This window comes from Aquimarina sp. Aq78 (genome assembly GCF_900299525.1).
Taxonomy (GTDB): Bacteria; Bacteroidota; Bacteroidia; order Flavobacteriales; family Flavobacteriaceae; genus Aquimarina.
Genome location: NZ_OMKA01000018.1, coordinates 32,905 through 59,811 on the forward strand (window position 1 = coordinate 32,905; position 26,907 = coordinate 59,811).

Below are 26,907 nucleotides of genomic sequence, written 5' to 3' on the forward strand. Positions count from 1 at the left end.
CTTATTTCTAAATATAAGATATCTATTTCTACCTTGAGTTGGTGTAGATATCTTATATTTTTGGATGAACTACTGTTGAATAAGATTCTTTATTTACTCTGGCATTTTTCGAGTTCATTAAATAAATTATCTTCTACAGTAGAACACTCAAGTTTATTTTTGATACTAGAATCATTATATACATAAAACCTTTTGAATAGAACAAAATTGCTGTCACCAGGTTTTCCTCTTTCATCCGTACCAGTTATTCTAACTCCTTTAGAAGTATCTTGTGAATATCGTTCTTTGTGGCGTAATTTCTGATTGCAAACAATATGTGGTTTGCCGAATGGTTACTTTTATACCATATTCTTTTTCGTATTCCAGGATTATAAGCCTCCCTTAATTAGAGCTGTTCATTACTCTCTTGATAATTAAAATGTTATTTGGTGTTTCAGAAAAAAAGATAATATTCTTGGGTAACAGAATTATGCTTCTGGTAACATGAGAGCATAAGTAAACTATTTGTCGAATAGTATACTGAGTTTATAACAAAAATTTAATCAAAACCATTAAATAACAAAATCATGAAAAAACTTGTAAAAATTGGCTTAGCCTTAGTAGTATCATTCTCATTATTTTCTTGTAGTACCGAAAATGACACACTAGTAGAGGACTCAAAATCAAATGACTTAGGATTAGAACGAATTAAAATTTTTGATGATTCTGAAGACTTCAAAAACACTCTTAGATTATTTAGCACTTTTAATGAAGTTTCAGATTACGAAAAATGGAGTTATGGGCATAACTATGTTTCTGTGTATAATTCTGATAAAATTTCAATAGAAGATAAAAATAGTACTCCTTATGCATTTTTATTTATTTTAAATGAGAACAAAGAATTTAAAATTGGGAATAAACTAATAAACTACTCAGATGGAATTTTTTATGAAAATACTATTGATGATTCTGGCAATTTAATTAAAGAGGATAAAGTTATTGGTACTTTTGAGCAAGAATTATCACCTTTAGAAGAAACTGAATTGGAAGGTACTGCTAGTAAAGTAACATTGAGTGTACAAAACGGAACTCTTTACAAGCCAACTAATGGATGGAAAGAATTTGACAGAAATACGTATCAAAGTTATTGTGGAACTCCAAAAAATAAAAGCTTAAAATACAGATTAGTGCATTATTTGGCTGTTGAAACACTAAATTTATTTGGAGTTACACAATCTGATGTTTATTTCAAATTAAGAATGAGTCATAAAGGTGGTTCTAATTGGGTATATAACAATACGACTACAGAAAGATTATATAATGTGAATGTATCTGGGAATTGTAAAATGAAATTTCATACAGGTTCTCAATCTGGAAATACTCAATACTTCTCTCTTAGTAGTTATAACAATTGTAGTAATCCACTTAAAGGGACAAAATACTTTCCTTTAGCTACTCATGTGTTTTTTAACCCTACAAATACCTCCCTTTATAAGTGGGAAGTAAGCTTAAGTGGAACAGTTTTTCATAAAGTAAATGGTGATAATCAACAATTTAATGCCAATGTTAATTGGTAATACAACTGCATTGCAAATAATAAAATGGGAATTTAAAAAAATTCCCATTTTTGTTTTATACGCGTAAAAGATAACAACAAATAAAAATAACAGCTTAGATTTCGAGTAATAAATCTTCTGTAGTATAATAAATATTTAAAAGAAAAGGAGATAAAACAATACCTTCTAATAAAATTGAGTTTACTAGTATTTCTATAATTGGAGTTACTATTACCTTTTTATAACTAGAATATAAATAGATCGAACTTTATAATATAACAAATTTGATGTATTGGGTTAATCTACTATGGCTCCTTCTGGAATAGGTGAATTTCTATGTTTCCAACGTTTGTGAGTCCATAGGTAATATTGAGGTTTTTCACGAATTTGATTTTCAAGTAATTGAAGGTATTTCTTTATGATAAAATATGGCTCTTCTTCTTTACTGTTTTCAGAGATAGGAATGAACCTTACTTCATAATGCCCTCGCTTTACTTTTTCTACATGAAGGTACAATACAATAACATCAAGTCGTTGTGCTAAGAATTCACCTCCTAAAAATATAGGGACTTTGACACCCATAAAATCTGTCCAATATTTTGCGTTGTATATTTTCGGAGATTGGTCAGAAATCATACCATATCCACATACGGTGCCTTCCTTTTTATCTTTTATAATTTGTCTTGCCACTTTATGGCTAGGGATTAGTCTGGAGTCAAAACGACCACGTATGCGATGTGCAAGACGATCAAAATATTTGTTTTCTATTTGTTTATAGATCCCTACACATGGGTTTAAAGACACAAGATCGACTGCATTAGACCATTCGAAACTACCATAATGTCCCATTAATGTAATTATACTTTTATTCTTTCTTTCAAATTCATGAAACTCATCTAGGTTTACAACTTTATAACGTTTTATTAATTCTTCTCTAGAAATCGAAAGCGATTTTGTCATTTCTAAAAACATATCACACATATGTTTATAAAATGATTTACCGATATCCTTAATTTCTTTTTTAGACTTTTCTGGGAAGACTAGCTGTAAGTTTTCGGTTACTGTTTTTCTTCTATACCTAATAATATAGTATACCAAAATATAAGTACAGGTAGAAAATGCATAAAATAATCGCCAAGGTAGTTTAGAGATGCCCAATATTATAGGATATACTAAGTAATATATGATTAATTGCATAAATGTAATGTAGTTAAAAACGTGTAAAGGTAAGCTTATTTAACAATCTGTAGATGAATACACGTTTTAATCTACAGTGGCGCCTTCAGGAATAGGTGCATTACGGTGTTTCCATCGTTTGTGAGACCATAAATAATACTGTGGTTTATTATAGATTTGGTTTTCTAGTAATCTAAGATAACTTTTTATAATTGAGTAGTCTTCACAGTTTTTTGAATCCTCAGTTAGTGTAACAAAAGTAGCTTCATAATATCCTCTTCTTAATTTTTCAACTTGTAGATAATATGTGTTTAGTCCCAATCGCTTAGATAATACTTCTGCACCTAAAAAGACAGGAACCTTAATGTCCATAAAATCAGTCCAAAAGGTTGCTTTATATAACTTTGGAGATTGATCAGAAATTAACCCATACATGTACAACCCTTCTTTAGATTGATCTTCTGTAATTACTTTCATAGCATCTTTAGTACCAACTAGTCTTGAACCAAATCGAGCTCTGATTCGATGTACTAATCTATCAAAGTATTTATTTCCTATTTTCTTATAAACACCAACTGCTTGAAAATTTGTTTGTATATCAATTACATTTGCCCACTCATAACTAGCATAGTGGGCCATAAATATCATTATATTTTCTCCTTTTGCCTCTAATTCGTGTAGTTTTTCAATATTTGTAACCTTAAATCGTTCTTGCATTTCTTCATTTGAAATGGATATCGATTTGATCATTTCAAGAAACATATCGCACATATGCTGGTAAAATTCCCTTCGTATTTTTTTTATTTCTTGAGAAGTTTTGTTAGGAAAAACTAACTCTAGGTTATGAGTTACAGTTTTTCTTCTATACCGAAAAACATAATATGTAAGAAAAAACACACCTGTAGAAAAAGCATAAAAAAGTCTCCATGGTAATTTTGAAATAAACCACAATATTGGATAAACTAAACGATATACAAATAATTGCATTGATGAAGTTAAATTAAGGATACAAATATAAAATTTTCCGATTTTTTTTATCATAAACTTTTGCTAATAAGAAAACGATAGTTTGGCTGGGTTTTTTGAGATAAATATATAGTATATTTGGACAAAATTACTGTTGTATGGGGACACTTGACATTGTTATAATTATAATTATAGGAGCTAATATATTGATGTCATTAAAAGGGTTTAATGACTTTTCTTTTTTTGAAAAATATAAGTTTAATATAGGAGGAATAAGAAGAGGAGAGCAAATTAGAATGTTAACTTCGGGGTTCTTGCATGTAGACATGATGCACTTGTTCTTTAATATGTTTACACTTTATTTTTTTGCACCTGTTGTTGTTAGCTTCTTTGGTAATGTTAAGTTTTTGATAGTATATTTTGGTAGTTTGTTAGTGGGAAATTTATTTTCCTTGTTTTTCCATAAGGATGAATATCATTATAGTGCGGTAGGAGCGAGTGGAGCTGTTTCTGGAGTTATATATGCAGGTATTCTATTTAGACCAGATATGAGCTTATATTTAATGTTTATTCCTATCCCTATCCCTGCATATATTTTTGGTATTGGGTATTTGTTATATTCTATTTTCGGAATGAAAAACAAAATAGGTAATATAGGCCATGATGCTCATTTTGGAGGGGCTGTTGGAGGGTATATAATAACTCTAATTTTGGCTCCTTGGTTGTTTCAAGAAAATTTATTCATGATTGGCCTATTGGCGGTTCCGATTATTATTCTTTTTATTTTACAAAGGCTGGGAAAGCTATAACAAAAAAACGACCTAAAAAGGTCGTTTTTATTCATATTCTGTATTTTGAATTAAAGAGATTTTTGTTCTAGTAATTCTGAAATTTTCTTTTCTAATGCAGGCCCTCTAAGATTCTTGGCAATTACATTTCCTTTTTCGTCAATGATAAAAGTGGCAGGTATGGATCTTACACCATAGGCTCTGGCAATAGGTTCTTGCCAAAATTGTAAATTAGAAACATGGTTCCATTCCAGGTTATCATCTGCAATAGCTTTGGTCCAGGCTGCTTGTTTTTTATCTAAAGATACTCCAATAATATTGAGCCCTTTATCGTGATATTTGTTATATACTTTTACAACATTTGGGTTTTCCATTCTGCAAGGTTTGCACCAGGAAGCCCAAAAATCAATAATGGTAATTTTACCCATAGATTCTTTAAGAGATAGCATTTTACCTTCTGGGGTGGGAGCAGAAAAATCCTCAGCAGTAACTCCTATATCTATTTTCTTTTGTTTAGAAGCAGAGACTACATTATTAATAAGCATATTTAGGTTTTTACCTAACCTTGTAGGCTTCAGCGTATCATCAATTTGATCAAACTTCAGTTTAGCTTCTTGCGCAGTTAGTAGCTTAAGGTTTAAAAGTTCTGTAATGGCTATAATTGATACTAAAGAATTGGTGTTATCTGTAATACCTTTTCTAAATTGCTTTTCTTTTTCAATCAACTCTTGTCTTTCAAGGGATATTTTAACAACTTTATCTGTCTCACCTAATTTTGAAGCAATCTGATATTGGTTGTTTAGATTTAATTTCTCTTCACCATATCTTTTAACAGTATTAACATAGGAAAAGAATAATTCATTTTCAGAACCTCCTTTAATCACAGAAGAGCGCAAACTATCTTTGTAGATTGTCATTTCTATAGGATTGTTCTCTGCCATGAACAATACATTTCCTCTAATGTCTTTAAAAGTCAAATAATTAAAATCCTTACTTTCTGGAGGAGGTAAAGTGATTTGAAATTGATCCTGTTGTATACTTACAGAGTCAATAATAATAGGTCTGTTGGATTGGCTAATTGCATTAACATAGACCACTGTTCCATCTTTAAAACCGGCAGTATCGGCAGTAATAGTATACCCTTTTTGATCTTTTTGACAAGCTACAAGCAGGAGAATCGTAACAAACAAAGCAATTCTTTTCATAGTAATTTGGATTAATTGATCGTAAAAATAAAGAATCCAAAGTATATACTCCAAAAATTAACGTTGTAGATAAAAAGAATTGTTAAGGGATATTTTGTTATAGATACAGAATTAGAAGAAAATTCGTATCTTTTATGTAACAAATCACCATGATTTTTAGTCTAACTTAAATAGTTAATACATGCAAATTTATGATGAAGGATATGGCAGAAATAAGTTTATCTTAATTTGTTGTCCAATTTTTATAGCTGTATTCGTCAGATATAATAACCACATAGATTTACTAGGTTAAAAATAATGGTTTAATTAATTGTTAATATCTAGTGATACAATTTGGTTTGTATTATTTTTGTAAACTACCAGAAAAGAGCAGACATGAGGGGTTTAGAGCAAGATTTTCCATTAGACATATCGATTAGTTTTTCAAAATTTTTTGAACATTATAGAGAATTGTTCAAAAATGGTAATGAACTTGTTAAAGATAGAGCTTCACGAGTTTTAAAAATTGCAAAAGAATATCCCGAATTAGAAGAAGGGATAAAGGAAGAAACGAGGATAAATGAATTGTTACCTCAGATTGATTTGATATTAGAAGATTCTTTTGCACAAATTCTACAGCAAAATGAAATAAAGATTGCTACAATACCTTTTCATAATACGGTTCTAAAATCATCCGATCGTTATCAAAATATAATAGCCACTGCAGGTAATGATTTTGAACCTCAGATTAAAAACTTTGATGAGAAGCATTATTATATCATGGGATGTAGTATGATTTTGAATAGTTATTATGGGTATAATATTGATTTTAGAAGGCCTTTCTTTTATGATATTCCTGATGCTATGGGAATAATGAGGCATTACAGAATCATGTATAATGGTGATTTTATTGATGTTATTAAAACAGATAAAGCCAAAGATATTACAGATGAAGATGTAGCAGAGTTATTAGATAATTTTGATAATGTAGACATATGGAAAGAAAAATTCCCACCACATAGTTGGATTTTTAAAGGTGTTGTTATTGCTAATATGTTTGATGTTACTACAGATGTTTCGTTGTCTGACTTTAAAACCAGCCTTATTAAATATGATAAAACACATGGCGATTTTGTAGGCAGTTTTCAACAAATTTTTAGAGCGATATTCAATTTATATGAAATTAAAGTCGGTTTTTCTAGTTATAATCCAGAAGAAAAAATATTAGAAAGAGTGCCTTTTAAGGATATAGATAGTTATATTTTATCCGATAAGTATTCTGATTGTTGTGAGTCGGCTCTATGCGATGGAACATATCATTATCTTTTTGAAGAATCTACATATTTTGCTATTTCTGATGTGAAAAAATATCAAAAGTTAGCTAAGGATCAGATCATGTATAAAAATCTGATAGCTCAAGGTATTAATAGTGCAATACTTGCTCCTATAAAAAGTGGTAATAAATTATTAGGTATTTTAGAAATTGTATCGCCTAATGTTCATGAATTGAATAGTATTAATGCTAATAAATTACAGGATGTTATGCCATATTTGGTAGATTCTGTTCTACGTTCTAAATCTAAAACAGAGAATGAGTTAGAGTTGATCATTCAGCAGGAATGTACCTCGATTCATCCCAGCGTACATTGGAAATTTAAACAAGAAGCGAAACGATTTATGCGTGCCATGGTGGATGAGAATCCTGTGTCGTTTAGGGAAGTCGTTTTTGAAAATGTATACCCATTATATGGGCAAATTGATATAAAAGGTTCTTCTGATGCCCGTAACGAAGCAATACAAAAAGATCTGGTGTTACAGCTTAAAGGAATTTCTAAAGTAATTAATAAAGTCATAGAATCAGACCCAATACCTATTTATGAGCAATTAAAATATAGAACAAATCGATATATTAATTCTATAACAGAGCAATTGCAAGTAGATAGTGAACAGAAAATTTTAAACTTTATTAAAAAAGAAATTACACCATTGTTTAAGCATCTTAAACAAAAAAGTATCGAACTCGATACCCTTATAGGTCAATATGATAATATGCTGGATAAGGTTATAAAGACAGTTTATAAACATCGTAAAGCGTACGATGAGTCTGTTATGCTTATCAATAAAAAGATGGCATCTTTATTAGATCAAAAACAAGATGAAGCACAAGGAATGTATCCACATTATTTTGAACGATTTAAATCTGATGGGGTAGAGCATAATATGTATATCGGAGAATCGATAACAAAACAAGACAGCTTCAATAAAGTGTATTTGTATAACCTAAGATTATGGCAGTTACAGATAATGTGTGAAATGGAAAATGCATATTATCAAATGAAAAAAGAGTTACCTATAGCATTGGATGTCGCTTCTATGGTTTTAGTATTTAATTCTTCTTTATCGGTTAGGTTTAGAATGGATGAAAAAAGATTTGATGTTGATGGAACCTATAATGCAAGATATGAAGTTGTAAAAAAGCGTGTAGATAAATCAAAAATCAAAGGTACTGATCAACGAGTTACAGAAAAAGGTAAATTGGTGATTATATATTCTCAACGTTCTGATGAAAGAGAGTATATCAAGTATCTTAATTTCTTGCAATCCAAGAATTATCTAGAAGAAGAAATTGAGATTGTAGAATTAGATAATCTTCAGGGAGTTACAGGTTTAAAAGCATTACGAGTTAATATCCTTTATCACAAGAATGAACAAGATAAAGAATACTATACATACGAAGACTTGATGAAAGAAATTAATTAAGCAAAACACTAATTCGAAACCACTTAGAGAATTGTATAAAAGAATAAGTGAAAATTAAAACTTGTTCCAGTAATTAGATATGCTTACTCCTGATACCTACTTATAAATTATCGTGTACTCTCTAATAGTAGTAGCTATACCTGTAAATTGGTAATTATTGTAATGAGTTAAATGCAATAATAAATGAAATAACAGAGGTTATAATCCCTATCATAAAAACGGTATATGTTACCCTTAAGATTTTATATTTTTTATGTAAAACTTTACCTAAAAAGTAAAGATCTTTTATCATCGAATCGTAGATGTATTCTTTATCATTCATAAGGTCTGTCATTGCAGATTTATATTCATCTAATGGCATTTTATGAAAATTCCCAAAAAATAATAAGTTTACTTTCTTTTCTTCTATTTCTTTACGAGTAAACTCTCCACTTGTTACATTAGGACGTGTTGCCAATACAGATAATACAATGGAAGCAATACAAAATATAATAAATATCAAAGTTGGATATATTAAGTATTGATTAGAAGGGTTATCTAACTTAGGGATAAGATTTGATAGTGCCAGAGATATGATAATAGCATTTACAGAAAGTAGAATATTGGCTTTTGTATCAGCAATATCACTTAGTTTCATGTGATTTCTTAAGGTAACTCTAAATAAAGTTTGTATTCCTTTTTCTGGGTTTTCTTCTCTCAATATTTTTTTTAATTTTTCTTTTTCCTTCTTCTTTTCCTTCTTTAATTTTCCTTGTTCTTCCAGCATTTTGGTAAGATTTTCCTCTTTTTTTGGTTTCCAATGAGAGATAGCATATTCGGTATAATATTTATGTTTGTTTTTAAATAGATCAATATTGGCTTTTAACCAATCCGAAGGAGTTAAATCTTTAATTGCATTAAGTTTAAACTCACATCTTAATAGTTCACTTGTTTCTCCATAATAGTCCTTTGCAAAGTGAGAAGCATCTGCATCTCTTATAATTTCTTCCATAATATTAATAGGCACATGCTCCATTTTGGTTGCCATAATCTGTTCTGAAACTTTATCTATAATCTCTTGAGAAACATTTTGTTGACCTAAAAAATCTTTGGCTATCTCTACACTATGTTCTTCATGATCTTTAGAGCTTTTAGAGTACCCGGTATCATGTAACAATGCGGTAAGCAATAAAACTTCTTTATCTTCATCAGATAAATTAGTGTTATCAATAATTTCTTTTGTACTTTTAAATACTCTTTTAGTGTGATCGTAATTATGGTAGATGCAAGAGTTAGGGAGCTCTTTTTCAAAAAGTTCCGAAACGAAATGATCTGTTTTTTCTAGTAGAGAAGACATACTTTTAATTTTTCGATAACCAAAATAATTAAAAAAAAGAGATTGTACTTAAAACAATGAATAAATATAATAAGATTCTAATTATTTGTGTTGCTTTATTACTTAGTTCATGCGCAACATACACTCCTCAATATAAAGTCGAAAATTTTACTCAAACATTACCCAATGCTACTATAGAAAAGACATTTTATCTGGTAGGAGATGCCGGGAATGCCAAAATGAAAGAGAGTACAAAAGGGCTTTCGATCCTTAAAAAAGTACTGGATACCGCAAAAACAAAAGATGATTACCTTATTTTTTTAGGAGATAATGTTTATCAAAAAGGAATGCCAGAAAAAGAATCTCCAGAAAGAGCCCTGGGAGAACATCGAATAGATGCTCAAATTGAAGCGACTAAAGATTTTAAAGGAGATGTTGTTTTTATCCCGGGAAATCATGATTGGTATACCGATGGGGTAGAGGGGTTACATCGACAAGAACGGTATGTGGCAAAAAAAATGAAGAGTAAAAAAGCTTTTTTACCTTCAAAAGGATGTCCTATCGAAAGTGTAGAAATTAGCGATAAGGTACATCTGTTGATCTTAGATACGCAATGGTATTTGGCGAATTGGGATAAGAACCCCACTATCAATGATAATTGTGAAATTAAAACTCGCGAAAAATTCTTCCTTGAAGTAGAGGGCGAATTAAAAAAACATAGCAAGAAAACTATTCTTGTTGCAATGCATCACCCTATGTTTACCAATGGTATACATGGAGGGAAGTATAGTTTTGATAAACATATTTTTCCTTCAAAAATGAAAATACCTCTCCCAATCTTGGGCTCATTAGCTGCTCAGATACGGTCTCAGGGAGGAATTTCTACGCAAGATTTATCGAATGTTCACTATAATATGTTAATGCGAAGATTATCTACAATGACCAGGGATTTGGATAGGATAGTTTTTGTTTCAGGTCATGAACACTCCTTACAGTATATTAATAGCGATGGGTTAAAACAAATTGTATCAGGTTCTGGATCCAAAGTTTCATCGGTTTCCTTAGGAAAAGATGGATTGTTTGCATATCCGGGACAGGGTTTTGCAGTATTAGATGTATATAAAGATGGTTCTTCTAATGTTCGCTTTTTCGGAAATGAGAATGGTGATCCAAAATTAGTGTACCAGACAAAAGTTCATGAAAAGGAAAAAGAATATGATTTTAGTGCAATTAAGAACTCTTTTGAATCAGAAGTTTCAGCTTCAATTTATACTAAAGATGAAGTAAAAAAATCAAAACTGTATCAATCGATGTGGGGTGACCACTATCGATACGTGTACGGTACTGATATAAAGGTTCCTGTAGCTACTTTAGATACCTTAATGGGAGGTTTTACTATTGATAGACAAGGAGGAGGACAGGTAACAAGATCGCTACGCCTTATCGATAAAGATGGAAAGCGCTATAGCCTTAGAGCAATGCGTAAAAGTGTTACACAATTTTTACAGAAAGGAGTATTTAAATTTACATATCTAGAAGGTGGATTTGATGATACGTTTACAGAAGACCTCCTTTCGGATTTTTATACATCTAGCTACCCTTATGCGTTTTTGACTGTTGGTGCATTGGCTGATGCTATAGGAGTATATCATGCAAATCCTAAGTTATATTATATCCCTAAACACCCTGCATTAGGTAAATACAATGAAAATTTTGGTAATGAAATATATTTTTTAGAAGAACGCCCGGGAAAAGAATATAGGGACGAAGTTACTTTTGGAAACCCTGATGATATTGAAAGTACAGATGACCTGTTAAGTAGACTAAGGAAAGATGAAAAATATCAAATGGACGAAGAGCATTATATAAGAACTCGGCTTTTTGATATGATCTTAGGAGATTGGGATCGCCATTCTGATCAATGGAGATGGGCTCGATTTGATACTAAAAATGGTAAAAAGTACAGACCTATCCCTAGAGATAGAGATCAGGTTTTTTCTAATTATGATGGAATACTTATGGATGTTGTAAAATTCGTGGTGCCATTGGTGCGTAAGTTTCAGGTATATGATGGAAAACTTAAAAAAGTGAGATGGATTAATCAATCAGGATTACCATTAGATAGAACATTAACGCAGAATTCGGGGAAAGAAATATGGATAGAACAAGCAAAATATATTAAAGAAAACCTTTCTGATACCTATATTGAAAAAGCATTTACTAATCTTCCGGATAACCTTCAGGATGAGACTATAGAAACAATAAAAAAATATCTTAAACTTAGAAGAGATAATATTGAAGATATCGCTAATCGTTACTATAAATATCTTTCAAAACATGTCATTATTAAGGGAACAGATAAAGATGATCTTTTTGAAATACTTAGAGAAGAAGGAAAAACAACGATAAAGATTTCGAGAATAAAAGGAGATGAAAAACAAAAACCATATAGTAGTAGAAGTTTTACTGCTAAAGAAACTAAAGAAATTTGGATTTATGGGTTGGATGATGACGATCAATTTGTTGTAAAGGGAAAAGGAAAAAACTTGATAAAAATTCGAATTGTAGGTGGTCAGAATAATGATACATATGTAATAGAGAATGGAAGAAAAGTAAAAATCTATGATCATAAATCAAAACCTAATACTATAGAGAAAAAAGGTGGTGCAAAATTTATATTAAGTAACATTTATGACTATAATCTTTATGATTATAATAAATATGTGGGTAAAACCAATACTGTAACTCCTTTTATTGGTTTTAATCCAGATGATGGACTCAATATTAATGTAACAGATGTATATACGGTAAATGGATTTAAAAATAACCCATACCATAGTAAACATAGATTAAGAGCTGCATATTATTTTCAAACAGAAGGTTATGATTTGTCATACTCAGGAGAATTTGTAAAAGCATTAGGTAACTGGAATTTTCTTATTGATGCCGTATATACAAGTGAGAATTTTGCGCAAAACTTTTTTGGATTCGGTAACAACACCATTAACCTGGATGATGAACTGGATTTAGATTATAATAGAGTTAAGATGGGAATTTGGTCATTTGGATTAGGAGTTTCTAAAAGAGATAATTATGGAAATGAGTTTTCGGTTAAAGCTGCATTTGAAGGGATAGAGGTTCAAGATACACAAGATAGGTTTGTTACTTCTGGTTTGGATTTTGTAACTGCAGATCCCGTTTTCTTCGAAAGAAAGTATTTTACGAACCTGGATTTAATGTATAAGTTCGAAAGCTATGATAATGATATTAATCCTACCAGAGGAATGTTGTTTAAACTGCAAACAGGGGTTAGAACAAATGTTGAAGATTCGAATAGAACATATGGATATATTTATCCAAGATTAGGTTTTTATAATTCGATTACTCGAGATCGAAGATTAGTACTTAAGACAGATGTGATTGCAGAAATCAATATTGGAGATAGTTTTGAATTTTACCAAGGAACTAATTTAGGAGGAACTAAAGGATTGAGAGGATATAGAGAAGAACGTTTTACAGGTGAAAGTGCATTAGTATTTACTGGAGATTTAAGATATAGTTTTAATAAATTTAAAACAGGTTTATTACCGCTACAATTAGGAGTCTTTGGAGGCTATGATATAGGGAGAGTATGGTTAGATGGTGAAGATTCTGATCAGTGGCATGATTCTGTAGGTGGAGGTATTTGGCTTAATGCTATGGATGCTATCGGGGGACAGTTAGGAATATTCTCTAGTGATGATGGACTACGATTTACATTTGGTTTTGGGATGAGTTTATAAGATTCTACAGTATTTAAAAAACTTCATATACTTGAAATTACCTTCCTATAAAACAGTTTATACACTCATCCTAATGAATATTAGTACAGGAAGGGATGCCTTAATTAAAATACGTTTTTATTTATAAAATGCCAATGTAGACACAGAAACACAAACTCAAGATTCTAAACTTATGTTAAAAGGTAAAAATCATTCTCGTGAAGTAAAAGTTACTATAAATACTATTGCTTATTTCTATTTGTAAATGACTCCGATTACCTTCTCTATAAAGAGGTAAAAGTTCTCGTGAAGACAAATGAGAATCTACCACAAATAGCATTAGGATAAAAAGTGTTGAACAACGGTTTTTTTGTTTCAATGTATAAATAAATGATCATAAACTTGAATATAATATCGATTTGTGAATTAGAATATCGTAAAAATAGTACTAATTTATTGCGAATAATATTTGTCGATTTGTTAATTAAAAGTTAATTCAGTGTTAAATCGAATGGGATTTGATTAAATCAGTATTGGTTTTTTCTTCTGAAATTTTCTCCAATTTCGACATTCTTCTTTTTAGTTTAACCCTTTGATTCTCAACAATGCAACAGTGTTGCATTGTTGAGAATCAAAAGATGATTTACCTGTTTTGGTAATGATAATCGAGTCATAACTATCTGTTTGTTACGTGTTTGCCGTATTTGTTTATTTGAATTAATCTCTACTTTTGAATAACAAATTTTAATAAGAGCTCAACATTTTAATTTAAACAAACAAATACCTTTAACACAAAAAATCAAACAATAATGAAAACTCAACTGAAAATTTTAAGCACACTAACAGTCTTTTCTCTCTTCTTTTATAGTTGTGAATAAGAAATGGATAAACACGATATCCATTTGGCTGAATAGAGTATAAAACTACTTTTGAAAATAGTGGAATTAGCTTTATAGATAATTTAGATAAGCGTATCACTACGTTTAATTCTTGTCTTACCAAAAAAATAAAACATATTTATTTAAAAATAGGCATCTATTTTTGAATGAAGTGATTTGACTTTTTTTAATTCGCTGTAAAAAATATCTTTTTTTACTTAACCCCTTTCTTTTTCTCACTTTATAGCAGTGCTATGAAGTGTCAAAAACACTGTTTTTTGTATAGAATTAAAAAAGTTTAAACTACTTCAATAATAATTTAACAAACAAACATCATGCAAAACATAATATATAAAATAGCACCATTGATGCTACTGTTTTTTACAGTAAGTGTCTTTGGACAAAAACAATCAGATAATTTCTATTACTACAAAGGAGAAAAATTCTTTTTAAATATAAATACTAGAACTATTTCTATTTCATTTGAGGGAGAAAATTCTATTAACTCTTTCAAATCTTTGCGTAGTAATTCAATAAAAATAAAAGAAATAGTTGAAGATAATTCGAGAGCTACTGTAGTTTCATTAGATGCTAAAGCAATTTCTAAGAAAGCTGTAAAAAGCTATTATATGGAAGTGTCTACAAACAAAAATATGACTATAGAAGATTATTATAAAGAGATCGAATCTTATAAGAAATTGCCTAATACTTTAATGGCTTCTCCAACATATATAACAAAGAGTGGAGGAGAATTAGGGTTGTCAAATAATTTCTATGTAAAACTTAAAGATAAAAATGACATTGATATTCTCTATAAAAAAGCAAAAGAGATGAATCTAGAAGTATTAGGTCATGATAAGTACATGCCACTTTGGTTTACGCTTTCTGTAACATCCAAAAATAAATTAAATTCAATACAGCTTGCTAATATTTTTTATGAAACAGGTTGGTTTGAGAGTACAGAACCAGCTTTCATGTATCACAATATAGAAACTTCGAATGATCCTTACTTCAATAACCAGTGGTCTTTAAATAATACAGGGCAGAATGGAGGAACGGTAGGAACTGATATCAATATGGAGCAAGCTTGGGCAATAACCACAGGAGATCCAAGTATCAAAACAGCTGTGTATGATCATGGGTTAGAAATGAATCATCCAGATTTACAAGCTAATGTTCACGGAACAGGGTTTGATGCTAATAGCGGAACATCCCCAGCTACAGTAAGAGGAAATCATGGAACTGCTTGCGCAGGTATTATAGGGGCAGTTAAAGATAATAATTTAGGAATTTCGGGTGTTGCACCTACTTCAAAATTAATATCGATCAGTATCAATCTTAGATCTTCAGATACCCCGTCTCAATTAGCAAGTGGTTTTAATTGGGCATGGCAAAATGGAGCAGATGTGATTAGTAATTCTTGGGGAGGATATGCACCATCGAGCATTATAGATAATGCTATAACAAATACATTAACTAATGGTAGAGGAGGAAAAGGTTGTGTAATTGTTTTTGCTGCAGGTAATGAGAATAATACAAATATTCGATACCCAGGAAATAGTAATCCAGATTTATTAATAGTAGGAGCAATGAGTCCTTGCGCAGAGCGTAAAAACCCAAACTCCTGTGATGGAGAGAGTCAGTGGGGGAGTTGTTATGGTAGCCAATTAGATATTGTAGCTCCTGGAGTAAAAATGCCAACTACAGATAGACAGGGGGCAAATGGATATTCTACATCTGATTATACGCAAACTTTTAACGGAACTTCATCAGCATGTCCAGTAGTAGCAGGAGTAGCAGCACTAATATTAAGCGTTAATCCAAACTTAACATATAGTGAGGTAAATAATATTATCGAGCAATCCGCTCAGAAAGTAGGAGCATATACATATGCTACTGCAGGAGGGCGTCCTAATGGAACTTGGAATAATCAGATGGGGTATGGTTTGGTGGATGCGCATCAAGCAGTCTTATTGGCTCAGAATGGTTCTGGTTCTGATTCTGAAGCACCAACAGCACCATCCAATCTGGTCTCTACTGGAAAAACTAAAACTAGTGTAAGTTTAAGTTGGACAGCCTCAACAGACAATGTAGGTGTAACGGCGTATGATGTTTACAATGGGAGTAACCTTTCTACTACGGTAAATGGTACCACAGCAACAATATCAGGATTAACGCCAAATACAAGTTATGATTTTACCATCAAAGCTAAAGATGCAGCAGGTAATGTATCAGGAGCAAGTAATGTATTAACAGTTACAACAGATCCTAATAATGATGGAGGAACACCACCGACTTATTGTGCGGCAGAAGCTACAAATGGGCCTGAACATATTGCAAAGGTTAAATTTGGGACAATAGATAATAGTTCAGCCAGAGATTCTTATCATGATTATACAAATATATCTACAGATGTTGCTAAGAATAATAGTTATGCATTATCGGTAGTTATTGGTCAACCCTATGGTAATGATAATGAAGTAACAGCATGGATTGATTGGAATATTGATGGTGATTTTGAGGATGCAGGTGAACAATATTTATTATCAAAAAGTAGCGCCTCAGAAGCTTCGATTTCAATTCCAGTACCATCAGGTGCATCTATAGGAACTACAGGTATGCGTATTAGAGTTTCTTATAATAGTAGTAGTAGAACTCCTTGTGGAACAAGAAGTTATGGAGAGGTTGAGGATTATGCTGTGAATATCAAAGGATCAAAATCTGGATTAATCACTGAATCCATTGACGATATGATTATTTATCCAAATCCAACTCCAGAACAATTTGTTATTTCATCTAAACTAATAGGGGCTCAAGTAACTCTTATTAACTCCAATGGTGTAATAGTAAAAAAAGAAAAAATGACTTCAAGTAAAACAAAAATTGATTTATCAGGGCTTCCTTCAGGGTTTTATCAAGTGCAGTTAATTCTGGGGTCAAAAAAATTATCAAAAACTGTTGTAATAGAATAAGTTTTGATTGTAAGGTCCTGATTATCTAAGGAGCTCTTATTTTAACTTCTGAAATACCAGAACAAAATAAATTTAATAGAGGTCAGTATTTAAATACTGACCTCTATAAATTTTTCTCCCACAGTAATATTGAAGTTTAAACTTTTTTTAATTCGCTATAAAAATGCCTTTTTTGCTCAATTTTCGTATTCTTCGCCAGAATCAAAAAGGGTTAAGTTCATCAATATGATGTATTAGGAATCTCAATCAATATTGAGGTAACCTAAAGTAATTGAAGGAGAACCTATAGAAGGATTAACCGAGATTTTGAATTTCGGTTTTGACGAACTTGATTTACATAGAATAGAAGCAAGGTGTGCCACCGTGAATATTTGATTCTAGGATTCTCGAAAAAGTAGGAATGTGTAAAGAAAGGGTATAAACGAAAAGTTGTATCGCTTAAATCCCCTTTATCTACTCGATGCCAAAATGTTGCCTTTATTTAAGTATATACTTAAATAAAGTAGCTTTATGATGATTTGTTTTTTCGTTAGTTATAAAGAGAATAGAATCGTTTTTAAAACAAATTCCTTCTTTTTGAGAATTATGCTTTAATGCTATTTTTTGAATACTTCCGTCAAATAGATTATCACCCTTAAAATTACTGAGTAAGAATACTTTATTATGTGTGAGAAGGGCTATTTTATCTTCAGATCGATTGATTGCGGCCCCGGTGATAAGACAATTAGAATAATTTTTGCAGGTTTCATAGGCTCCAATTAGTTTGGCCATATGTTTTCCTGGCGTAGCAGAAACCCTATATAGTTTAGTAACTCTTTTTGATTTTTTTCCCCTGTTTTTAGTAAATAAGTAGAGATTACCATTCAAGTGTACAAAAGCTTCAACATCAAAATTTAATCTTTTTTTCTTAGGTGGAAATTTCTTCTGATCTTCATAAATGAATTCAATTTTTGAAGTAATAATAGTGTTCGATAGAATTCCTGAAACTTTATAGATGACTAAATCTTTTCGATCATTACCATTATTTCCAAAATCACCAATATAAATATTGTCTTCTTGATCATATGCAAGATCTTCCCAATCTATGTTTGTAGCTCCGGGAATTTTGATTTGGCTCACTATTTTACCTTTTTGATTTAAGCAAAACAATACATTACTGTTGCCAGAATCATTTATAGCATACACGTTATGATCAGATAACATAGTAATACCCGATATTTCGTGAAGAAGGCTAGGTAAGGTATTAATCTTTACTAAATCTGCGTTCTTATCCTTTTGACAACTAGCGGTAACCGTCATCAAAAGGATAAGATAGGAGAGTTTTAATATTTTAACTTTTATGATTCCAGGCATTGAGCATCCAACTTGTCTTTTCTATTTCTCCAATATAAGTACCTGTAATATCCAGTGTTCCATCATCTTTGGCATCTTCAGCGGCTGTAGTTACTATTTTTAATTGATTTAAAAGTGCTTTATGATCCTCAAGAATAGCAGCTACCATTTCATGATCTGCAAGTGTTGTGTCTGCCTCTTTAATACTAGAGAGATCCAGGTAAGAACTAAAATTGCTAACAGGTTTTCCTCTAAGCGTTAGAATTCTTTCTGCGATTTCGTCGATTTTTAATTTAGCATCTTCATAAAATTCTTCAAATTTTACATGAAGTTCAAAAAAGTGAGGCCCGGTAATATTCCAATGAAAATTTCTAAGCTTTTGATAGTGTATATGATAATCTGCTAATAATATATTTAAAGCCTCTATTGTTTTCGTAGTTGAATTATTCATAGTTTTTATCTATTGTTTTTTTAATTTCAATACAAAATTACTATAATTGAATAGTAAAGCATGAAGTTACAATAGTTAGTTGTAATAGGCGTATTACTATAATTGATTTGTGATTTCCTTAAGAATAAAGCTATAATATGCTTTATCATGGGGGACATATTTTTTTCTTTTAATAGAATCTTGAATAATGTCTTTAAACTCATTAATTTGTATGAGCATAAGATCAGAAACTTCTTCTTTTTGAAGCGTTAGTGTTTTAATAGACACATCAAGGCGTGAAAGATAGATATGATGAAATTCGTTGTCATAAAGATCAGGTCTGGGTTTTTTTTCTGCTAAATATGTTCCAATAAATCTTAGGTCATTTTTAGACACAGATAAACCAATTTCTTCTTTAACTTCGCGAATAGCTGAATCCTCAGGTGTTTCTCCAGTACCGATATGACCAGCCACAGAAATATCCCATAAACCAGGATACGTATCTTTATCATCCGCTCGTTTTTGTAATATTATTTCTCCTAGATCTGTAAAGAACCAAATGTGAACACTACCATGATATAATCCTAATTGATGTACTTCAGATTTTAGTTTTACTTCTCCGGTAAACTCTCCTGTCCTATGAAGTATATCTATAAGTTCGTCTGCCATGGCTGTTTTTAATTATGCATTGTTAATGGGAAATTAAAGATATATTTTTAATAAATACCTTGTTAAAGTTAATTTTATCTATAATTAATATTAAATACTTGTTATATTTTTATTGCTAAAATGATATATTTATGCAAAAATAATATATATGATGGTTAAAACTTGTCCAAATTGTAGTTCATCTGAGTATATAAAAAGTGGGATAATAAATCAAAGACAGCGATATCGTTGTAAGAATTGTAACTATTATTTCACAGTTAATAAACTGGGCAAGAAAATAGATGATTATTATGTTAACAAAGCACTACAGCTTTATCTCGAAGGATTAACGTATCGTGAAATCGAACGTATTTTGGGGATATCTCATGTTAGTGTTATCAATTGGGTAAAAAAATATAATATCAAGCGACCATATAATTCTCAATATCATCCCACATATAAGATTTTAAACTCCTTAGAATTAGCTAATTATTTTCAATCTCCAGAGAATATTCAGGGAGCAGGGGTTGTTGTGACAGAGCTGGGAGATAAATTTATGCTTATAAAGTGGGAGCGCTTTAAAGAATAACTATATCAATTAGCAAATAACTATACTAATTTTTATTGCCTGACATAATTTTTAGAATTTTAGCAAGTGCACAACACTACGCAAGTAGTATTAATCATTTTCTACAAATCAAATTCTTAAATTATGAAAAAACTCATATTACTACTTTTTTTAAGTAGCTTTTTGATTTCGCACTCCGTCTTTTCTCAAGGATCTCCAGACTATACAGGAGGACTTAAAGTAAAGCTTAATGAATCTGGTTCAAAATACTTTAGGATTATTTCCTGGGCACAGTTTTGGGCAAGATATACAGATGACGTTCCTGATGATGATAGTAATACAGATTTTAGTATTCGTAGAGCACGTATTCTAATGTATTCTCAAATCAATAAGGATTTTTTAATTCTTACTCATTTTGGATTAAATAGTTTAAATGCTAATAATTTAAACCCGGTGGGTAAAGGAGATAGTTCACAACTTTTCTTTCATGGGGTTTGGGGGCAATATAGCCTTGGAGCAAATCATGCAATCGGTGGAGGACTACATTATTGGAATGGAATATCTCGTCTTAATAATCAAAGTACGCTTAATATTATGACTCTTGATAATAATCGACAATCCTGGGCACACATAGGACTATCAGATCAGTTTGCTCGTCACATTGGGATTTATGCCAAAGGAAAATTTGGCAAATTACAATATCGTGTGTCTGTTAATGAATCGATAACTAACAACCTTCAGGAAGGTACTGATCCTGTTGTAAATGGTCCAGCCGTATATGCTGGCAGACGATTGTTAGGGTCTAAAGATGCAGGAAAGAATTTTGCTGGATATTTCGATTATAATTTTTTAGATCAGGAATCCAATTTCTTACCTTATAAAGTCGGGTCATATCTGGGTGGTAAAAAAGTATTTAATGTTGGAGCAGGATTCTTTTATCACCCCGATGGAAGCGTCACAAATACAAATGGAACACTCGAAGGAGAGGATGTAGCAATATTTGCTGTAGATGCATTTTACGATGCTCCTTTAGGAAGTAATGGTTCAGCGATTACTGCCTATGCAACATATCAAAATAATAACTATGGACAGAACTATACCTTGGGACAAACCTATGAAACAGGGGCTATGATATATGGACATGTAGGGTATGTGATTCCTAATGCTAACAAAAAAATTAAATTTCAACCCTATACCTCTTTTAATTTACGATCTATAGATGCTATTGATGATAATGCAACAACATTTGGTGTTGGAGCTAATGCGTATTTTAGTGGTCATAACTCTAAGTTAACCTTAGAATATCTAAACACAAAATATGGCGATAATGATGCGCAAAGTTTTGTTACCTTACAAGCAATGATCTATCTCTAAAACTTAATAATTATGTCAGAAAAACAACAAAAAGCCAGTGCCTACTGGAAAGAAAATGTAAAATACTTATTTATTTTACTTGCAGTATGGTTTGCCGTATCATACGGCGCAGGGATACTTTTTAAAGATGCGTTAAATCAATTTCATATGGGTGGTTTTCCTTTGGGGTTCTGGTTTGCACAGCAAGGTTCTATCTATGTATTTGTGATTTTAATTTTTGTCTATGTTCGGTTAATGAACAAATTAGATAAGAAATATGGTTATGATGAAAAATAAAAAGATAGAAAATTATATGAATTTGGTTAAGACATTGTCCTAATTCAATTCACACAATCTCTAAGATTATAAACAACTAAAAAAATATATTATGAGTGTTCAAATGTGGACTTATATTTTGGTAGGGCTAACCTTCACTTTATATATAGGAATTGCGATTTGGTCAAGAGCAAGTTCTACAAAAGAGTTTTATGTAGCAGGGGGTGGAGTATCTCCTTTAGCCAACGGGATGGCTACTGCTGCCGACTGGATGAGTGCTGCTTCATTTATTTCTATGGCTGGTATTATAGCCTTTTCAGGCTATGACGGTGCTGTATACCTAATGGGGTGGACAGGAGGATATGTACTGTTAGCATTATTGCTAGCTCCTTATCTAAGGAAATTCGGAAAATTTACAGTTCCTGATTTTATCGGGGATCGATATTATTCAAAAACAGCAAGATCGGTAGCAGTATTCTGTGCACTTCTCGTATCCTTTACATATGTAGCAGGTCAAATGAGAGGAGTCGGAATTGTATTTTCCAGATTTTTAGAAGTAGATATCAATACAGGAGTGATTATTGGGATGATTATTGTGCTCTTTTATGCCGTACTAGGTGGTATGAAAGGTATAACATACACCCAGGTAGCACAATATTGTGTACTCATCTTTGCATTTATGGTACCAGCCATATTTATTTCAATTCAGATGACAGGAAACCCTGTACCTCAGTTAGGGTTTGGGGATACCATTGCAGATGGTTCGGGAACTTACCTTCTCGATAAACTGGATGGTTTGAGTACAGAATTAGGGTTTTCAGAATATACAAATGGTTCTAAATCAATATTAGATGTATTCGCTATAACCTTGGCATTAATGGTAGGTACAGCGGGATTACCACATGTAATTGTTCGTTTCTTTACCGTTAAGCGAGTTAAAGATGCTCGTAAATCGGCAGGGTATGCCTTGTTGTTGATTGCTATATTGTATACAACTGCCCCGGCAGTAGCAGTTTTTGCTAAAACAAATCTTATTGAATCGGTACAAAATAAACAATACGAAGAACTTCCCTTATGGTTTAAAAATTGGGAAGATACAGGTTTGTTAGGTTGGGCAGATAAAAATGGAGATGGACAAGTACAGTATGCCAATGGTCATGCAGTTGAAGGGAATAAAAATAAACCGGTTTTTGATGGAAAAAATCGTGGAGAGCATGGAGAGCGTAAGATTACAAATGTAAATGCTGCAACCAAGAACGAACTTTTTGTAGATCGTGATATTATGGTATTAGCAAATCCCGAAATAGCAAATCTCCCTAATTGGGTAATTGCTTTGGTAGCTGCAGGAGGATTGGCAGCAGCATTGTCTACCGCAGCAGGATTGTTATTGGTGATTTCATCTTCTGTATCTCATGATCTCATCAAAAAAATGATTAAACCAGATATCTCAGAAAAAGGAGAATTAATCGCAGCGCGTCTTTCAGCTGTGGCAGCGGTATGTGTTGCAGGATATTTTGGAATCAATCCACCTGGTTTTGTTGCAGCTGTTGTAGCTCTGGCCTTTGGCTTAGCAGCGGCTTCTTTCTTCCCAGCCATTGTGTTAGGAATATTCTATAAAAGAATGAATAAAGAAGGAGCTATTGCAGGAATGGTAGTAGGTATTTTGTGTATGTTGTTATATATGATAAAATACAAATTGGGATGGTTTGACGAAACCCTTCCTCCATCAAGTGAATGGTGGTTTGGGATATCCCCAGAAGGATTTGGAGCTGTAGCCATGGTAATCAATTTTGTGATATCATTAGTAATTTCCAAATTTACCTCGGCACCGCCAAAAGAAGTGCAAGAAATTGTAGAAAATATAAGAATCCCTAGTGGAGCTGGAGAAGCAACACATTAGATGTAGGTGAATTAAACCTCACAGGTTGATTAAAACCTGTGAGGTTTAAAAGAAACAGAATCTGCTGTAAAAATGATTGAAAACTAAAGTATATAGACTTAGGAAATATAAGTAACCAATAATAAAGCTCTTATGAAAAAACGTCATCAACAAAAACTGGTAGTGCTTTCTATTGTATTACTTTTTCTATTCAATGTTCCGTTGATATTTATGTTTAATCATTCCGGAAGTATTTTTGGGTTTCCTGTATTGTATTTTTTTGTGTTTCTGATTTGGGCGATTTCAATTTTGATCTCTTTTATAATTTTGAAAAAGTTTTATGAATAGTTATATATTAATATTCATAATTGTAGGATACCTGCTGCTTTTGTTTGGGATTGCTTTCTGGGCCGAAAAAAAAGCAAAAAGATCCTGGGTTAATAATCCTTATGTCTACACATTATCACTTGCAGTATACTGTTCTGCATGGACATATTATGGTAGTGTAGGGATTGCAGCCACTTCTGGTGTTAGTTTTCTTACCACCTATTTGGGGCCTGTGATAGCTTTCCCAGTTTGGGTTGTGGTATTGAAAAAAATAATCAAAATTTCAAAACAACATAAGGTATCAAGTATTGCAGATTTTATATCACTTAGGTATGGTAATGACCGATTCTTAGGAGCGTTAGTAACTATAATATGTGTCTTGGGAGTATTGCCTTATATTTCATTACAACTTAAAGCCGTTTCAGAAACTTTTGAGATAATTTCTAACAACCCAATTAATTCTTCAGGAACGATTTTTAAAGATTCTACATTTTATATTGCAGTTTTATTAGCAGTATTTGCTGCATTTTTTGGAACAAGAACTACTGATGCAACACGACGCAGGCAAGGAATAGTTTTTTCGGTAGCAGTAGAATCAGTAATCAAACTTATTTTCTTTTTAGGAGTAGGAGGATATGTTACCTATTTTCTTTTTGATGGTACTACAGATATTTACAATCAAATATCTGTTACAGAAGATTTCGAGTCGTTAACTACATTTGATAGCCTGGAGTCTGGTATTAATTGGTATTTTATGATTGTCTTGTCTTTTTTAGCAATTTTTCTTTTACCAAGACAATTTCACGTTTCTGTGATAGAGAATACAACCAAAAAAGATCTTAAGAATGCGATTTGGATGTTTCCACTTTATCTACTACTGTTTAATGTATTCGTTGTTTTTATCGCCTGGGGCGGAAAATTGCGATTAGGAGATTTGGCAAATCCAGATTACTATTCGTTACTACTTCCTTTACAAAATGGAGATGTGTTTTTAGCAACTCTGGTATTTTTAGGTGGTTTTTCGGCAGTGATTTCTATGGTAGTTGTTTCAACATTGGCATTGTCAACTATGCTTAGTAATAACCTGATTATTCCATATGGATTTCTGGATAAATTTAGCAAAAGTCGTCCTGAGCGTAATGCCAATTATATTAAGAATATTAGAAGGATAGCTATTTTATGTTTGATATTAGGGGCTTATTTTTTCTATATTAATTTTAATATTGAATTATCATTATTCTCGATTGGGCAATTATCTTTTGTTGTTATTGCACAACTTGGACCTTCATTTTTTATAGGACTATTTTGGAATAGAGGATCTTCTATAGCTGCAAAAATGGGAATTATTATAGGAGCATTGGTTACGAGTTATACCCTTGTTTTGCCTTTTGTTCTGGATACAATATTCGGTAACATGAATTTTATTGTATATGGACCTTTTGAAATTGAACTCTTAAAGCCCTATGCATTATTTGGTATAAACATTCTCAATCCGGTAACACATGCATTTTTTTGGAGTATGTTTTTTAATGTTATTGTATATCTCTCGGTTTCCCTTTCTTTTAAAGGAAATTATAGAGAACGTAACTATGGAGAAATGTTTGTGGATAGCAACTATAATTCTTTGCAGGAAAATGCATTTGTATGGAAAGGAGAAGCCTATGTTTCAGATATTAGAAAAGTATTAAACCGATTTCTGGGAGAAGAACGTACAGAGCGCGCTTTGGATTTGTTCTACCTTAAATATGATCTTCCAAAAAATGCTGAAGCGGCAGATGCCAGGTTAATTAATTTTTCAGAAAAACTATTGACAGGAAGCATAGGTAGTGCTTCTTCCCGAATTTTAATCTCCAGTGTAGTCGAAGAACAACCCGTTACCCTGGTAGAAGTATTAGAGATTTTAGAAGAAAATAAAAAAACGATTTCTACAAATAAGTTTTTAAAACAGAAATCAGATGAATTAACTCTACTTACAGACGAATTAAAAGAGGTTAATGAAGAGTTGACACTTCATGATAAATTAAAAGATGAGTTTCTGGATACCGTGGCACATGAGTTAAAAACACCAATTACATCAATTAGAGCAGCATCAGAAGTGTTACTGGATAGTCAGGATATGCCCAATGAGCTAAAAATGCAGTTTTTAGATAATATTGTTTACGATTCAGAACGCCTTACCAAGTTAATTCATGACATACTGGATTTAGAAAAGTTAGGATCTGGGAGAGAAATTCTGGATAAAAAAGAAAATGATCTAAATCTAACCATAGAAAAAGCAATATTAGGAGTGCGTGCAATTGCAGAAAAAAAGAATATAAAAATTCTGAATTCAAAACCTTTTGAAACTTTAGTTGCGAAATATGATGAAGACAGAATGCTTCAGGTACTTACTAATGTGCTTTCTAATGCAATTAAATTTGTTGAAGAAAAAAATGGAATTATTAAAATAGAATCGAAAAAAAGGAAAGATTATATTCGTATTAATATTGAAGATAACGGAAAAGGCATTCTTATCGAGGATATGAAACATATTTTTGATAAATTTTACCAGTCCAAAAATCAAAACGTAAAAAAACCTGCAGGTAGTGGTTTTGGTTTAGCTATAAGTAAACAGATTATAGAAGGACATAAAGGAAAAATATGGGCCGATAAAAATTGCAAAACAGGAGCTAGATTTATCATAGAGATTCCTGATTAGCATATGTAAATAATGAAGTGGTTTAAACTTTTTTGATTCTGGCGAAAATTGAGTAAAAAAG

The 26,907-nt window shown here is 31.6% G+C and carries 17 protein-coding genes; 10 read left to right on the top strand and 7 right to left on the bottom strand.

All coding sequences use genetic code 11. The features are described from left to right. Positions 1-566 precede the first annotated feature (566 nt). The gene (locus DG435_RS11385) at positions 567-1,556 is read left to right on the top strand and encodes a hypothetical protein (RefSeq protein WP_106793518.1); all 990 of its coding nucleotides are present in this window, start codon (positions 567-569) and stop codon (positions 1,554-1,556) included. A gap of 276 nt (positions 1,557-1,832) precedes the next feature. Here the strand turns inward: DG435_RS11385 and DG435_RS11390 are convergent, their stop codons facing one another. Together DG435_RS11390 and DG435_RS11395 are read right to left on the bottom strand one after the other, a co-directional pair. Continuing rightward, the gene (locus DG435_RS11390) at positions 1,833-2,732 is read right to left on the bottom strand and encodes a lysophospholipid acyltransferase family protein (RefSeq protein WP_106793519.1); all 900 of its coding nucleotides are present in this window, start codon (positions 2,730-2,732) and stop codon (positions 1,833-1,835) included. 66 nt (positions 2,733-2,798) lie between these two features. After that, on the bottom strand, positions 2,799-3,698 hold the full coding sequence (locus DG435_RS11395; RefSeq protein WP_106793520.1) for a lysophospholipid acyltransferase family protein: 900 nt from the start codon (positions 3,696-3,698) through the stop codon (positions 2,799-2,801). 137 nt (positions 3,699-3,835) lie between these two features. Between DG435_RS11395 and DG435_RS11400 the strand changes: the two genes are divergently transcribed. Then, positions 3,836-4,486 carry a rhomboid family intramembrane serine protease gene (locus tag DG435_RS11400; protein ID WP_106793521.1) on the top strand — a complete coding sequence of 217 codons (651 nt, stop codon included), beginning with the start codon at positions 3,836-3,838 and terminating at the stop codon, positions 4,484-4,486. 50 nt (positions 4,487-4,536) lie between these two features. Here DG435_RS11400 and DG435_RS11405 read toward each other — a convergent pair whose 3' ends face one another. Beyond that, entirely contained in the window at positions 4,537-5,670 is a 1,134-nt protein-coding gene (locus tag DG435_RS11405) for a TlpA disulfide reductase family protein (protein ID WP_106793522.1), read from the bottom strand. A gap of 375 nt (positions 5,671-6,045) precedes the next feature. Between DG435_RS11405 and DG435_RS11410 the strand changes: the two genes are divergently transcribed. Then, a complete protein-coding gene (locus tag DG435_RS11410) occupies positions 6,046-8,409 on the top strand; it encodes a GAF domain-containing protein (RefSeq protein WP_106793523.1) in 2,364 nt (787 codons plus the stop codon). A 154-nt stretch (positions 8,410-8,563) separates the two neighbouring features. Here the strand turns inward: DG435_RS11410 and DG435_RS11415 are convergent, their stop codons facing one another. Then, on the bottom strand, positions 8,564-9,745 hold the full coding sequence (locus DG435_RS11415) for a Pycsar system effector family protein (RefSeq protein ID WP_106793524.1): 1,182 nt from the start codon (positions 9,743-9,745) through the stop codon (positions 8,564-8,566). Positions 9,746-9,801: 56 nt separating this feature from the next. Between DG435_RS11415 and DG435_RS11420 the strand changes: the two genes are divergently transcribed. After that, complete coding sequence (locus tag DG435_RS11420) at positions 9,802-13,506, top strand: metallophosphoesterase (protein ID WP_106793525.1); 3,705 nt, start codon at positions 9,802-9,804, stop codon at positions 13,504-13,506. Between the two features lie 1,192 nt (positions 13,507-14,698). Next, complete coding sequence (locus DG435_RS11425; RefSeq protein ID WP_106793526.1) at positions 14,699-17,335, top strand: S8 family serine peptidase; 2,637 nt, start codon at positions 14,699-14,701, stop codon at positions 17,333-17,335. Between the two features lie 477 nt (positions 17,336-17,812). Here the strand turns inward: DG435_RS11425 and DG435_RS11430 are convergent, their stop codons facing one another. From DG435_RS11430 to DG435_RS11440, 3 genes are all read right to left on the bottom strand, one after another. Continuing rightward, complete coding sequence (locus DG435_RS11430) at positions 17,813-18,688, bottom strand: hypothetical protein (RefSeq protein WP_106793527.1); 876 nt, start codon at positions 18,686-18,688, stop codon at positions 17,813-17,815. Then, the gene (locus tag DG435_RS11435; RefSeq protein WP_106793528.1) at positions 18,666-19,118 is read right to left on the bottom strand and encodes a Dps family protein; all 453 of its coding nucleotides are present in this window, start codon (positions 19,116-19,118) and stop codon (positions 18,666-18,668) included. Before DG435_RS11435 ends, DG435_RS11430 begins: the two co-directional genes overlap by 23 nt. A gap of 96 nt (positions 19,119-19,214) precedes the next feature. After that, the gene (locus tag DG435_RS11440; RefSeq protein WP_106793529.1) at positions 19,215-19,766 is read right to left on the bottom strand and encodes an NUDIX domain-containing protein; all 552 of its coding nucleotides are present in this window, start codon (positions 19,764-19,766) and stop codon (positions 19,215-19,217) included. Between the two features lie 148 nt (positions 19,767-19,914). On the opposite strand from DG435_RS11440, the gene DG435_RS11445 reads away from it, so the two are divergent. The 5 genes from DG435_RS11445 (at position 19,915) to DG435_RS11470 (ending at position 26,846) form a co-directional block, all read left to right on the top strand. After that, positions 19,915-20,334, top strand: coding sequence for a helix-turn-helix domain-containing protein (locus DG435_RS11445; RefSeq protein ID WP_106793530.1), 420 nt, complete (start codon positions 19,915-19,917; stop codon positions 20,332-20,334). Between the two features lie 123 nt (positions 20,335-20,457). After that, on the top strand, positions 20,458-21,687 hold the full coding sequence (locus DG435_RS11450; protein WP_106793531.1) for a hypothetical protein: 1,230 nt from the start codon (positions 20,458-20,460) through the stop codon (positions 21,685-21,687). A 12-nt stretch (positions 21,688-21,699) separates the two neighbouring features. After that, entirely contained in the window at positions 21,700-21,963 is a 264-nt protein-coding gene (locus DG435_RS11455) for a DUF4212 domain-containing protein (protein ID WP_106793532.1), read from the top strand. Positions 21,964-22,054: 91 nt separating this feature from the next. Continuing rightward, positions 22,055-23,842, top strand: a complete 1,788-nt coding sequence (locus DG435_RS11460) for a sodium:solute symporter family protein (protein ID WP_106793533.1) — start codon at positions 22,055-22,057, stop codon at positions 23,840-23,842. A gap of 319 nt (positions 23,843-24,161) precedes the next feature. Next, positions 24,162-26,846, top strand: a complete 2,685-nt coding sequence (locus tag DG435_RS11470; protein WP_106793534.1) for an ATP-binding protein — start codon at positions 24,162-24,164, stop codon at positions 26,844-26,846. The last annotated feature ends 61 nt before the right edge of the window (positions 26,847-26,907 follow it).